This is a genomic window from Enterocloster aldenensis, from assembly GCF_003434055.1.
GTDB lineage: Bacteria > Bacillota > Clostridia > Lachnospirales > Lachnospiraceae > Enterocloster > Enterocloster aldenensis.
In genome coordinates this window covers 62,470-76,546 of the sequence record NZ_QVEX01000002.1, presented here as the reverse complement: position 1 = coordinate 76,546, position 14,077 = coordinate 62,470, and the positions used below count along the sequence as shown (strand labels likewise).

Genomic DNA, 14,077 nt, shown 5'->3' with positions numbered 1-14,077 from the left:
AGGCCAAAACGAAAATGAAAAGGGGTTGATAAAGGATGGACAAAGTATTATGGCTGTCTGGTGAAGATGTGGCAAAGACCGGGGTTTGTCAGATGGAGGCAGCGGTAAAGCTGGTTGAACACACGTTTCAGCTTTTTGACCGGGGAGATGCCCGGATTGCTGAGGAATCTGCCCTGCGCATCCATGGGGACGGGGTAGACCAGGCGTGTTATGCCCTTCCTGCATATGTAGGCGGGACCTGTGATGTATGTGGGATAAAATGGACGGCCCACGGGGCTTTTGCAGATATAAAAGAGGATGTTTCCCGTATTCAGGCAGCAGTCGTACTCAGCCGGCCGGACAGGGGGACGCCTCTGGCCGTCATGAACGGAACCAGGATAGGCGCGGCGCGCACAGGGGCGGTGACGGCCCTGGCACTTTCCAGCCTGGCCCCGGAACATGTGGGAAAGGTAGCCATATGCGGGGCAGGAGGTCAGGCGGTGCAGCAGCTTCAGGCAGTATTCCATGCCCTGCCCCAGGCACGGGAGGTGGCGGTGTGGAGCAGGGGGGAGGTCCGGGCCAGGCAGCTGGTCTGCCGCTTCCAACAGGAAGCCCCTATGAGGCTGTATGCCGCGTCCACGGTGGACGCGGCAGTGGAGGGAGCGGATGTGATTATTGGGGTCACCTCGGCGCCGGAACCGTATTTAACAGCCCAGAGGGTGCAATCCGCATCCCTGTACTGCCATGTCGGATATCACGAGATAACCTCAGAGGCAGTCAGCTGTTTCAGCCATGTGGTGGCGGATACCTGGGAGGAAGCAAAAAATGTCAGCGGCCAGTCCCTGTTCCGTTACTACCGTTCCGGGCAGTTCCCGGAGCAGCGGCTTACCGGGACATTGGGAGCCGTGCTGTCCGGCCGGCTGTCAGTGCCCAGGGGCACCAGGGAAGAAAAGGTGCTGTTTGATGCCTTCGGGCTGCCTGTTTTTGATATCAGCCTGGCAAAGGAGGCATATATCCGGGCAAAGGCAGAGGGCCTTGGAATGGAACTGTGGTGGTAAGAAACGATATAAAGAAGGAAAAACGTATGAGAGTGGATTTTAATCAACCGATTCAGAGAAAAAATACTTTTTGCACAAAATATGACGGCATGGCAGCTTCCTTTGGAAGGGATGACCTGCTGCCGCTGTGGATTGCCGATATGGACTTTCCTGTCCCCGATGAGGTGACACAGGCAATCGCGCGGCGGATCTCGCATCCGGTGTATGGTTACAATGTGGTTCCTGCGGCATATTATGACGCTTTTGCCGCATGGCAGGAAAAACACCATGGATGGACAGTGGAGACAGGGTGGCTGTGCCACACCCCCGGAGTGCTGACAGCGCTTTCCGCAGCGATTCTGGCTTTTACAAAGGAAGGCGATGAAATCCTGATTCAGCCTCCGGTGTACTTTCCTTTCAGGAGTACAATCGAGGCCCTGGGGCGGAAGGTGCTCAACAGCCAGCTTCAATATGAGGACGGGAAGTTTTCCATCCATCTTAAGGATCTGGAGGAAAAGGCGAAGCGGGCCAGGATGCTGGTGTTTTGCAGTCCCCACAATCCCTCGGGCCGGGTTTGGACCAGGGAGGAGTTGGAACAGGTGGAGGGAATCTGCAGGAAGCACGATCTCCTGGTATTTTCCGATGAGATTCACAGCGATATTGTCTATGCCCCTAATAAGCATATTGTGTTTGCCAGCTTATCACCGTGGAGCAGGGAACACTCCATTGTAGCCATGGCGCCCAGCAAGACCTTCAATATAGCCGGGCTGGAGATGTCTGTCGTTGCCATTCCCAACCGTCAGCTGCGGGAGGATTACCAGTATCTGCTGCGTTATGGCCTTCACGCGGCCAACCCCAATACCTGCGGCCTGGCCGCTGCCCAGGCTGCTTATGAATATGGGGAGCCGTGGTACCGGGACCTCTTGTCCTACCTTGAGGGGAACCTGGATTATCTGGACCGCGCCCTGCGTGAACAGGCACCCCAGGTGCGTCTGGTGCGCCCGCAGGCAACCTATATACCGCTGCTGGACATGGGGGCGCTGGGAATGGACAGCGCGGCATTGAAGGATTTCATGGCCAACCAGGTGGGGGCGGCATTGAACGCAGGAGATACCTTTGGACCAGGCGGGGAGCAGTTCATGCGGATTAATGTGGCCACACAGCGGGAAAACCTGGAGCAGTTTGTTTCACGGCTCCGTCTGGCCCTGGAGCGTCTGGTATGAACGGGCGGGCTGGCGCCGCAGTGAAATACCTGCCCATTCTTCTGGTCATGGTGTTCTGGGGGTCCATGGGAGTCCCATCCACTTATGCGGTGGCGGAGCTTTCTCCTTTGTGGGTGCTGTGCCTGCGCAGCGGGATTGCCGTAATGGTGCTTTTTCCCGCTGCCCTGCGCCGGAACAGGGGATTGCGCCCGGCTCCCGGAGAAGGGGGACTGCTGGCTGTCCTGTCCCTGGTGGGCGTGGTGGGCTGCAATTATCTGTACTATTATGCCGTGCAGAATACGGCCCTTGCCAATGTTGCAATCCTCTATGCCCTGGGACCTATCATTACAACGGTCTTGGCCGGTATATTCCTCAAAGAAACCGTGAGGCAGGGCAGATGCCTGGGGATTGTGCTGGCCTTTGCCGGGGTGGCTGCCCTGATTACCAACGGGGATATAAGCGCGGTTTTTTCCATTCATTTTAATAGAGGGGATCTGGCAGAACTGGGCTCCGCGTCATGTCTGGCAGCATACACGATTCTAAGCAGACGGCTTAAGAAAACGCCTCCGGAGTGCGCGGTCTTTTGGCTGATGCTGATTGCCTTTGCTGCTACGCTGCCCATGGCCCTGGTCCTGGAAGGGGGACCAGGTCCCCATATCAGCATACGGGGCATCCTTTCCCTGCTGTATCTGGGCGTACTGTGCTCCGGGCTGGGGTATCTGCTCCAGCAATGCTCCATCCGGCAGATCGGCGCGTCGGCGTCGGCTGCATTCCTCAATGGCATCAGCCCCATCACAATCCTTACGGCGGCCCTTATCCTGGGGGAACACGTCACCTTCAATCAGGTATTGTGTATGGCAGTGGTGTTCTCAGGCCTGTACCTGAACGCGTCCAACCAGAATCTGTTTTATAAGAAACACCGCGCTGCCTGAATGGCTGCCAGCTGATGGGAATCCGTGGTGGGGGTGGTGGGGGTGGGGGGATCCGGAAAATCCAGTGGACTAATCTGGCGGATTATTGTATAATATCAGCAATACCAGCAGCCGGTGGGGGGACGTTTCCTGCTGTGTCAGCGATGTCTGATATGACAGGGAATATTATATTTTGCAAAGAGAGGATACAGATGGGCAATTACTATGCGGAGGATGTGGAATATTTGCTGCTAAAGGCAGTGTCAGAATGCCGGGAGCCCGTGGGCGCCGGCTTTCTTGCTGAAACCTTTGCCAACCGGAAGGACCTGGCGCTTAGCGAGGCTACCATTGGCAGGCATTTGCGGCGGCTGGAGCAAAAGGGCTATTTGTGCTGTGAACGGTACAACGGACGTTCCCGGGGCCGTGTTATGACAAAAAAGGGCTCTGACCGGATGAAGGAGCTGGCAGCCGGACAAAAGCAGGTCAAGGCCGTAGCAGACGTGATGGAAGTGCTGCGGGACGGGAGCGGAAGGCAGCTGCGCAATGTGCTGGTCACCCGGGAAATCATTGAGCCGGAGGCAGCGGCCCTGGCTGCAAGAAACGCCACGGAAGAGAACATCCGGGCAATCCATGAGGTGGTGGCCAGGATGGTCCGGCTGACGGATGAGGGCCGGAGCATGGCTGCTACAGATGGGCCGTTCCATGTGGAAATAGCCAGGGCTTCAGGGAATTCCGTGCTGGAGATGGTGGTGCGGATGGTCCGGACGGACCGGGATTTCTCACCGGAGATTGAGTGTATCATCAACGCTTCCTCAGTGGAAAAGCCCAGTGACCACTGGAACATTTACAAAGCCATTGCCGAACACGACGAGGAGAAGGCCCGCCGGCTTATGAAGCAGCATATCCGGAACATTATTGACGCCATTGACGCCTACGAAGAAAGCCAGGCGGACAGCTCCGGGATATGAAAATTCCCACAAAATCATTGCGCCCCATAAAAAAATAAGCTAAACTATAGGAAGAATCAAACATTTCGGTTACAATAACCCATAATGCCTAATAGAGGAAGATGAAAGGACTGCCACGGCAGTCCATTACTTTGGCCGGAAGCAGATTGCTCCGGGCAGTGAAAGGATTGACGGCGTCCTGCCGGAGAGAACAGTGTATGTGTAATCAGCCAACACCCCTTGTACTAGGAATATTGGCCCATGTGGATGCGGGGAAAACCACGCTGTCCGAGGCGCTTTTATATCTTGCGGGAAGCATCCGCAGGCTTGGGAGGGTGGACAACCGGGACGCATTTCTGGATACCTATGCCCTGGAGCGGGCCAGGGGGATTACCATATTTTCCAAGCAGGCAAGGCTGACGTGGGAGGGGATTCCCGTCACCCTGTTAGACACGCCGGGCCATGTGGATTTTTCAGCTGAGATGGAGCGGACCCTTCAGGTACTGGATTATGCTGTCCTGGTCATCAGCGGCAGCGACGGGATTCAGGGCCACACCGTGACCTTGTGGCGTCTGCTTGCAAAGTACAGGATTCCCACATTCCTGTTTATTAATAAGATGGACCAGGCCGGAACGGACCGCGATGCTCTGTTAAGTGAAATCAGGACCAGGCTGGATGATTCCTGTGTGGATTTTTCCCAAACAGGAACACAGGATTTCATGGAGCAGGTGGCCATGTGCGATGAGGCGGCGCTGGAACATTTCCTGGAGACCGGGGAGGTGGCGGAGGAGACAATCCGGCGGCTGGTCTGCGGGCGCAGGCTGTTTCCCTGCTGCTTTGGCTCTGCCTTAAAGCTTGAGGGCGTGGAGGAACTGCTGGGAGGTATCATACGATATGGAACGGTCCCGGAGTATCCGCAAACCTTCGGGGCAAAGATATTCAAGATATCCAGGGACGACCAGGGGAACCGCCTGACCCATATGAAGATAACCGGAGGATGCCTGAAGGTGAAGTCCGTGCTCACTGGGCCAGGGACAGGCAGGACGGATGTTTCCGGTAACAAGGCCGGAGGGCCTGCCCCGTCCGGGGCCGGGAGCCAGGACGGGGCCTGCTGGGAGGAAAAGGTAAATCAGATCCGCATTTATTCCGGGGAAAAGTATGAGGCTGTTGCAGAGGCCGGGCCTGGAAGTATCTGTGCGGTAACCGGCCTGACGCGGACCTTTCCGGGCCAGGGGCTTGGGGCGGAGGCGGCTTCCATGGAGCCTGTGCTTGAACCGGTCCTTACCTATGAGGTAAAACTGCCGCCGGGCTATGACAGGGCCGTGATGCTGCCGAAACTTAAGGAACTGGAGGAGGAGGACCCGCAGCTGAATGTGGTGTGGGACGGACACCTGGGTGAAATCCAGCTCCAGCTCATGGGCGAGGTGCAGATTGAGGTATTAAAAAGCCTGATAGCGGAGCGGTTTGGGGTCGAGGTGGAATTTGGGACAGGCAATATAGTCTATAAAGAGACTATCGCCGGGTCTGTGGAAGGCGTGGGGCATTTTGAACCCCTGCGTCATTATGCCGAGGTCCATCTGCTGCTGGAACCAGGGGAAAGGGGAAGCGGGCTTCAGTTTGCCGCCCGGTGCAGCGAGGATGTGCTGGACCGCAGCTGGCAGCGCCTGGTACTCACCCATCTGGAGGAAAAAGTCCATAAAGGCGTCCTGACCGGCTCGCCCATTACCGATATGCGGATTACACTGGTGGCGGGCCGGGCCCACATAAAGCATACGGAGGGCGGGGATTTCCGCCAGGCAACCTACCGGGCGCTGAGGCAGGGGCTGATGGAAGCAGACAGCATCCTGCTGGAGCCATGGTATGAATTCCGGCTGGAAATCCCGGACACCTCCATTGGACGGGCCATGACGGATATAGAAAAACGGTCCGGCACGTGCTCCATTGCCCAAAGTTCATCAGGGATGGCAGTGCTCACAGGAAGCGCGCCTGTGGCAGCCATGGGAGATTACCAGACAGAAGTGACCGCCTATACAAAAGGATGCGGAAAGCTTACATGTACCATGAAAGGGTATGAACCATGCCATGATACGGAAGCGGTCATGGAACGCATTGGATATGACCCGGAGCGGGACACGGATAATCCGACGGGGTCTGTGTTCTGTGCCCACGGCGCGGGTTTTGTGGTTGGCTGGGACCATGTGAAGGAGTATATGCATGTGGACAGCGGTATTTTAAAGGAACGGCTGGAACAGGGGCCGAATCAGGAGGACGGACCTGCCAAGACCATGCCGGAAGGCTCCCTCAAGGAGGAAATATGGCTGGGGACAGAAGAAATAGACGCCATATTAAACCGGACTTTTTATGCCAACAGCCGGGATAAGGCACGCCAGAAAACCGGGATACCGGGAAAGGGCGGCAGCCGCAGAAGCTTTAATCCCCCGGAGACACGCACCTACCATGGGGCGGCAAAACAGGCGCCTCAGGAAGAATATCTCCTGGTGGACGGCTACAACATCATCTATGCGTGGGAGGAACTGAACGTCCTGGCAAAGGATAATATGGAGGGCGCCAGGGGACGGCTTATGGACCTGCTGTGCAATTACCAGGCCGTGAAAAAGTGCAGCCTGATTGTGGTATTTGACGCATACCGGGTGAAGGGACATGCAACCGAAATCCTGGATTACCATAACATCCATGTGGTATACACAAAAGAGGCGGAAACAGCCGACCAGTATATTGAGAAGTTTGCACATGAAAATGCCCGCCGTTATGATGTTTCCGTGGCCACCTCCGATGGGCTGGAACAGATTATCATCCGCGGCCAGGGCTGCCGCCTGGTATCTGCAAGGGAACTATGGGAAGACCTGGAACGGGTAAAGGTCATGCTGCGGGAAGAATACCTGGACAAGCCCCAGCTGAAGCGGAACAGCCTGATTGACATGCTGCCTGAGGAGGCGGCAAAGGAGCTTGGACGGCTGAAGGAGTGATACGGGATATGACAGCCATATTATTTGATGTGGACGACACCTTATATGACCAGCTGGAGCCTTTCCGGCTGGCCTGCGGTCAGGTGCTGGGAACGGATTTCAGGGCGGATTATGAACGCCTGTTTGTACGCAGCAGGTACTACAGCGAGCTTGTTTTCAACCAGTCCGAATCCGGCCGGATGGCAATGGAGGATATGTATGTTTACCGGCTGGTCCATGCATTTGCCGACCTTGGACTACATCTGGCCCCCCGGGACGCGCTCCGGCTCCAGCACGCATACGGGACGTACCAGGAAAGGATTAAACTTCTCCCCGGCATGGCGGGAATCCTGTCAGCGGCTCAGGCAGAAGGCGCCCTTCTGGGGCTTTTGACCAATGGCCCCTCCGTACACCAGCGGGATAAAATCCGCGTGTTGGGACTGGGACAGTGGATAGAGGAGAGCCATGTGTTCATCTCGGCTGAAATCGGGGCGGCAAAACCGGATATCCGCGTATTTAGGAAGGTGCAGGAAGCCCTGGGCCTGGATGCTGGGCACATATACTATATCGGGGATTCATTTGCCAATGACGTTGCCGGGGCCAAGAGGGCAGGCTGGAAGGCGGTCTGGTTTAACCGCAGGCATCATGCGGTCCCTGGCCGTGATGACTATCCGGACAGCCGTCTTGGCGCAGGCAGCGGGATTACCCCTGATTTCACGGCCGCGGGGGCGGAGGAGCTGGCTGGGATTGTAAGGGGTATCCTTAAGGATTAGATGTTGTTATGATAAATGAATCCATAATGCAATGGGACCGCTGCTTATCAAAAGGCAGCGGTCCTTTTGTCATACATCCCAAAATCCCATACATGGCTATCCCCCCATCTACCCCTTCCCTGCCGCGGATGCAATCTTATTCTCCGAACGCCATTCCCTTGGGGATATGCCGTAGGTTTTCTTAAAGGCCCTGGAAAAATGAAGCTGGCTGGGATAACCCACGGCATTGCCTATGTCCTTTATGGTCAGCTCTGTCAGCTTCAGCAGTTCCGCGGCCTTGGTCATGCGGTAGCTGATTAAGAATTCCTGGGGGCTTTTGCCCACTGCGTCACGGAATATCTTGCCGAAATAGCTTCTGTTCAGATTACAGAAGGCAGCGATGTCCTCCACAGAAATATCATTCTGGAAATTCTGCTCTATAAAGGATGTGGCTTCACGGATATAAAAATCCTGAAGCTTCCCGCCGCGCATCATTCTCCTGGATGAGGAGGAGCGGGTGAGATAGTCCAGGAACAGGTACAGGTGCCCGATTAAGTGGAAGGGCGACTGGTCTGAATGGTTGGCGATGTAGAGCATCTCGTTCTTTAGTTCCAGGCTTAAATCCCTTGCATTGGAGTGGTAGACCGGATTGTCCATGGTAAGCCCGGCCAGCTCCAGGGCCTCTTTCACCCTGAGTCCGTCAAACTCCAGCCATGTGTATTCCCAGGGATGGTCCTTGTCCGCGCTGTAGGTGTTAACCTGCTTTGGGTGGATAAGGAACCCTTCCCCGCTTTTGATGTGATAGGTATTGGTCATGCCTTTGGAATCCGTGGACATCAGGGTCCCGGCCCCTGATATCACATAGTGGAACAGATAGTGGTTGCGCGCATAAGGGCCATAGGAATGCAGGGGTTCACACTGCTCCCAGCCATATTGGTATAAACCCAGGTCCACAAAACGTTCATTGGGGAAAATGGAAAACAGGACATTGCTCATGGGACTCCTCCTTTGGTATCATTACCAGCCTGTCATGCCGGAAACAGCCTGGATCCATATTGCTTATATTTCATTATATACCCAAATGCTTCCCTATATCAACCTATAAACACAAAAATAGCATTTGGGTATATAAGTGGCATTAACAGAACATTTACCCTGAGAAAACAACGTGATATCATAAGATTAACAGAAAGAAACAGGGAAATAAAGGCAACAAAATGGTTTATTTAAATTGAAAAACGCAGGTATAAGAGGGGGAACACTATGCACAAAACGTTAAAATGGTGTCTTGCATTCGGAGCAGCCTCACTGTTGGCCGCAGCCATGGTCACAGGGTGCCAGAGGGTAGGAGAAACAGGGGACGGGAAGGTGAAGCTGTCTTTCCAGATATGGGATACGGCCCAGAGGAACGGAATGGAGTCCGTGGCCAAAGCCTACATGGACCGGAATCCGGATGTGGTGATTGACGTCCAGGTGACCAGCTGGGATGAATACTGGACCAAATTGGATGCTGCGGCTGAATCCAACCAGCTGCCGGATATATTCTGGATGCATACCAACCAGATCCTTAAATATGCTGACTATGGAAAGCTGGCGGATGTGACAGACCTTTATGATCAGGAGGACCCGGATTACTACACAAAACATTTTTCAGAAATATCCCTGAACAATGCAAAGGGGTCGGACGGACGCATCTACGGGGTGCCAAAGGACAAGGATACGGTGTGCCTTGTATATAACAGGGAAATGTTTGACAATGCCGGCCTTGCCTATCCGGATGATTCCTGGACATGGGACGACCTGACAGAGGCGTCCGCGGCGATTTATGATAAAACAGGGAAATACGGCTTCATGGCATATGCGGATGAGCAGCTGGGGTACTGGAATTTTGTGTACCAGGCAGGCGGCCATATCCTGAATGAGGATAAGACAAAAGCAGGTTTCATGGACCCGGCCACAAGGAAAGGAATGGAGTTTTACATTCATTTACAGAAAGAACCATGGTGCCCGGACCAGAAGTATTTTGCAGAAACCAATCCCGGAACCGCCTTCATATCCGGGCAGGGCGCCATGTACCTGGAAGGCAACTGGAACCTGATGTCCATGATGGAGAATAATAAGGACATGGAAGGAAAATGGGATGTGGCGGTGCTGCCCAAATGCCCGGACCCTTTAAACGGGGACGGCAGGGCAACCATTTCCAACGGCCTGTGTTATGCCACCGGGGCAAAGGGGAAGAAGCTGGAACATGCAAAGGATTTCCTGAAATTCGCCGGTTCTGAGGAGGGGCAGAGGGCCCAGGGGCTGTCAGGGGCAGCCATCCCGGCCTATGAAGGGCTGGAACACACCTGGGTACAGGCCTTCAGCCAGTTTGATTACAAGCTGGACGTACAGAAATGCGTGGATATGTTCCCCTATGGGGTACAGAGCGTGAACAATGCATCAAGACCCAACTGGAAGACGCAGATCAATGATGCCCTGCTTAAGATATACAGCGGCGAGGTAGACCTGGATGAGGGGCTTGCGGCCATGCAGAAGCTGGTAGATGAGGCAAAGGCGCCGTAATGGAAGGGGACATACCCTGACGCTGATTATGGAAACTCTCTAAAAATGGAGGAAGATATGGGAAAGAAACATATTTTGACAGATGACGCAAAATGGGGCTACCTGCTGGTTGCGCCCACCATCATAGGACTGATTGTATTAAATGTATATCCATTCATCCAGACACTGGTGCTGAGCTTTTCAACCACCCACCCCTTTGGGATTTATGAAGTCACGGGAATCCAGAATTATGAGCAGATGTTTGCAAGTAAGGAATTCTGGAAAGCAACATGGAACTCCATCTATTTCTGCATCCTGACCGTGCCTATTGGCGTGTTCCTGTCCCTGCTGGCAGCCGTGCTGCTGAATGCAAAGATTAAGGGGAAATCCGCCTTCCGGGCCATCTATTTCCTGCCCATGGTAGTTGCCCCGGCAGCCATCGCAATGGTGTGGAAATGGATTTTCAATGCGGAGTACGGCATCATCAACCAGATCATCGGAACAAAGGTGAGCTGGCTTACCACGCCTGGACTGGTGCTGCCTGCCTGCGCCGTGGTAGCCATATGGAGCGCCGTGGGGTATGATGCCATCCTGCTCCTGTCCGGAATCCAGAACATTTCCAAGAGCTATTATGAGGCGGCCAGCCTGGACGGGGCCACAAAGATACAGCAGTTTTTCAAGATTACCCTGCCAATGGTAAGCCCCACCTTGTTTGTGGTATTAATCATGCGGCTGATGGCCTCCATCAAGGTCTACGACCTGATTTACATGATGGTGGACCAGACCAATCCCGCCCTGACCAGCGCCCAGTCCCTGATGTATCTGTTCTACCGGGAATCCTTTGTGGCAGGGAACCGGGGATATGCTTCGGCCATCGTGATCTGGACCGTGGCATTAATCGGCATTATTACGGCCCTGCAGTTCTGGGGACAGAAAAAATGGGTTAACTATGAGGTTTAGGAGATAAATAAGGAGGAGATTCCATGAAATCATACCAAGAAAGCCGCAGGATTAATACCATACTCGTCTATGCCATGCTGGGGGCAGGGGCCGTGCTGATGATATTCCCCTTTTTGTGGATGCTTCTTACCAGCTTTAAATCAGCCGGTGAAAGCGTGCAGATACCGCCCACGATCCTGCCAAAGGAATGGCTTGCAGACAATTACGAGAAGGCATTAATCGCACTCCCTTTCATAAAACTGTATACCAACACCGTCCTTCTGATCCTTTTCAGGGTAATCTGCGCAGTGGCATTCTCATCCGCGGCCGGATTTGCATTTGCCAAGCTTAAGTTCAGGGGAAAGAACCTGCTGTTCTCACTGGTCATCATGCAGATGATGCTGCCGTCCCAGATATTCATCATTCCCCAGTACCAGATGCTGGCGAAAATGGGGCTGACCAACAGCATATTTGCACTGGTATTCCCTGGACTGGTCAGCGCCTTCGGGACCTTTTTCCTGCGCCAGGCTTACATGGGGATTCCCGATGAACTGGGCGAAGCCGCCTACCTGGACGGATGCACCAAATGGCAGACCTTTACAAAGGTAATGATGCCCCTCACCAAGGCATCCATGGCAGCCCTGACCATTTTCACCGCAGTGTTTGCCTATGCAGACCTGATGTGGCCTCTGATTGCCAACACGGATATCAACATGATGACGCTGTCGGCCGGCCTTTCTACCCTAAGGGGCCAGTTCACCACCAACTATCCGGTCCTTATGGCAGGTTCCATGTTGGCCATGATACCTATGGTCATCCTGTACCTGGTGTTCCAGAAGCAGTTTATTGAGGGCATTGCCATGACAGGCGGAAAATAGACATATAAAAGGAGACAGACAATGGCAATCCTATATCAGGAAGAACAACGGCTATTTACCATACATACCATCCAATCGACCTACCAGATGAAGGTGGACCGGTTTGGGTACCTGCTGCATCTTTATTACGGGGACCGCTCAGAGGGGTCCATGGAATACCTCCTTACCTATGCGGACCGGGGGTTTTCAGGAAATCCCTATGAGGCCGGTGAGGACAGGACCTATTCCCTGGACGCCCTTCCGCAGGAATATCCGGTCCTTGGAACCGGGGATTACAGGAGCACGGCGTTACAGGTGAGACAGGCGGACGGTTCCATGAGCTGTGACCTGCGCTACTGCAGCCACGTCATAAAGCAGGGGAAATACAGCCTGCCGGGACTTCCGGCCATGTATCAGGCGGAAAACGGCGGCACGGGCAGGGATACGGCCGGGCAGGCTATAGACAGCGGCCGGGACATGGATTGCGAAACATTGGAAATCACCCTTGAGGACAGGGCCGGCGGGCTTGTGGTGACTTTATTATACGGGGTATTTCCGGTCTGGGATATCATAACCAGGGCAGTAAAGATTGAGAATACGGGAAATGGTCCCCTGGCGCTTGAAAAGGTGCAGAGCGCCTGCCTGGATTTCCTTTATGGGGACTATGACTGGATACAGTTTTACGGCAGGCATGCCATGGAGCGGAACTGGCAGCGGACAGAGGTATCCCACGGCGCCCATGTGATTGGAAGCAGGCGGGGAACCTCCAGCCACCAGTACAGCCCCTTTGTGATACTGGCTGAAAAGGATGCAACGGAGGATGCGGGGAAATGTTACGGCATGTCATTTGTCTACAGCGGCGCGTTCAAGGCAGAGGTGGAAAAGGACCAGTTCGGCCAGACCAGGATGCTGATGGGACTTCAGGATGAGATGTTCTCCTATGGATTGGACCCGGGAGATACCTTCTTTGGGCCGGAAGTCATCATGAGCTACAGCGGCAGCGGACTGTCCGCCCTGTCACGGCATTTCCACAAAGCCATCCGCCGCAATCTGTGCAGGGGAAAATACAAACTGGCCCCCAGACCGGTGCTGGTTAACAGCTGGGAAGCAGCTTATTTTGACTTTACAGGGGAAACCATATATGAGACAGCCAGACTGGCCGGGGAACTGGGAGTGGAGATGCTGGTGCTGGATGACGGCTGGTTTGGCAGACGGGACAGCGACAGGTCGGGACTTGGGGACTGGTCTGTCAATGAAGGAAAGCTGGGAGGTACGCTGAGGTCCCTGGTGGAGCGGGTTAACGGCCTGGGCCTGAAGTTCGGGATCTGGATTGAACCGGAGATGGTGTCCCTGGACAGCGATTTATACCGGGCCCATCCGGACTGGGCATTTACCATTCCCGGAAGGAAGCCGGTCATGAGCCGGAGCCAGCTGGTACTGGATTTCTCCAGGAAGGAAGTGGTGGATTATGTGTTTGACAGCATCTGCCGGGTATTTGACAGCGCCAATATTGAATATGTGAAATGGGATATGAACCGCAGCATTGCGGATGTGTACTCGGCGGTGCAGGAACGGGACAGAGGAAAACTGCGCAGATGCGGGAATACACAGGATGGGGGGGACATTCAGGCCAAAAGTACCATGAATCCGGGAAAAATCATGTATCACTACGTGCTGGGATTATATGATTTCCTGGAACGCCTTACAAAGCGGTATCCGGATATGCTGATTGAAGGATGCAGCGGCGGCGGCGGACGGTTTGACGCAGGCATGCTCTACTACACGCCCCAGATATGGTGCAGTGACAACACGGATGCCATTGACCGCATCCGCATCCAGTACGGCACGTCCTTTGGTTTTCCCGTATCATCCGTTGGTTCCCATGTATCCGCATGTCCCAACCATCAGACCGGAAGGCGGGTTTCCATGGAAACCCGCGGCGT

General features: G+C 54.4%; 10 protein-coding genes and 1 pseudogene. 10 read left to right on the top strand and 1 reads right to left on the bottom strand.

All coding sequences use genetic code 11. The annotated features are described in order from the left end of the window. Nucleotides 1-35 precede the first annotated feature (35 nt). From DWX59_RS06660 to DWX59_RS06635, 6 genes are all read left to right on the top strand, one after another. Nucleotides 36-1,037, top strand: coding sequence for an ornithine cyclodeaminase family protein (locus DWX59_RS06660; protein ID WP_117557417.1), 1,002 nt, complete (start codon nucleotides 36-38; stop codon nucleotides 1,035-1,037). Between the two features lie 26 nt (nucleotides 1,038-1,063). Then, nucleotides 1,064-2,239 (top strand): MalY/PatB family protein, encoded by a 1,176-nt coding sequence (locus DWX59_RS06655; RefSeq protein ID WP_117557415.1) that lies wholly within the window; start codon nucleotides 1,064-1,066, stop codon nucleotides 2,237-2,239. Beyond that, complete coding sequence (locus tag DWX59_RS06650; RefSeq protein WP_117557413.1) at nucleotides 2,236-3,150, top strand: DMT family transporter; 915 nt, start codon at nucleotides 2,236-2,238, stop codon at nucleotides 3,148-3,150. The genes DWX59_RS06655 and DWX59_RS06650 overlap by 4 nt, the downstream gene beginning before the upstream one ends. Nucleotides 3,151-3,341: 191 nt before the next feature. After that, nucleotides 3,342-4,097, top strand: coding sequence for an FCD domain-containing protein (locus tag DWX59_RS06645; RefSeq protein WP_165641066.1), 756 nt, complete (start codon nucleotides 3,342-3,344; stop codon nucleotides 4,095-4,097). A 197-nt stretch (nucleotides 4,098-4,294) separates the two neighbouring features. Continuing rightward, nucleotides 4,295-7,063: a translation factor GTPase family protein gene (locus tag DWX59_RS06640; protein ID WP_117557409.1), complete on the top strand. Its 2,769-nt coding sequence runs from the start codon at nucleotides 4,295-4,297 to the stop codon at nucleotides 7,061-7,063. An 8-nt stretch (nucleotides 7,064-7,071) separates the two neighbouring features. After that, nucleotides 7,072-7,815, top strand: coding sequence for an HAD family hydrolase (locus DWX59_RS06635; protein ID WP_117557407.1), 744 nt, complete (start codon nucleotides 7,072-7,074; stop codon nucleotides 7,813-7,815). Between the two features lie 108 nt (nucleotides 7,816-7,923). Here the strand turns inward: DWX59_RS06635 and DWX59_RS06630 are convergent, their stop codons facing one another. Next, nucleotides 7,924-8,790, bottom strand: coding sequence for an AraC family transcriptional regulator (locus DWX59_RS06630; RefSeq protein ID WP_117557405.1), 867 nt, complete (start codon nucleotides 8,788-8,790; stop codon nucleotides 7,924-7,926). 267 nt (nucleotides 8,791-9,057) lie between these two features. On the opposite strand from DWX59_RS06630, the gene DWX59_RS06625 reads away from it, so the two are divergent. The 4 genes and pseudogenes from DWX59_RS06625 to DWX59_RS06610 form a co-directional block, all read left to right on the top strand. Then, nucleotides 9,058-10,359 carry an ABC transporter substrate-binding protein gene (locus DWX59_RS06625; protein WP_117557403.1) on the top strand — a complete coding sequence of 434 codons (1,302 nt, stop codon included), beginning with the start codon at nucleotides 9,058-9,060 and terminating at the stop codon, nucleotides 10,357-10,359. 57 nt (nucleotides 10,360-10,416) lie between these two features. Beyond that, entirely contained in the window at nucleotides 10,417-11,298 is an 882-nt protein-coding gene (locus DWX59_RS06620) for a carbohydrate ABC transporter permease (RefSeq protein ID WP_117557401.1), read from the top strand. A gap of 23 nt (nucleotides 11,299-11,321) precedes the next feature. Further along, the gene (locus DWX59_RS06615; protein WP_117557399.1) at nucleotides 11,322-12,155 is read left to right on the top strand and encodes a carbohydrate ABC transporter permease; all 834 of its coding nucleotides are present in this window, start codon (nucleotides 11,322-11,324) and stop codon (nucleotides 12,153-12,155) included. Nucleotides 12,156-12,176: 21 nt separating this feature from the next. Beyond that, a pseudogene (locus tag DWX59_RS06610) lies at nucleotides 12,177-14,077 on the top strand (alpha-galactosidase); the annotation flags it as partial.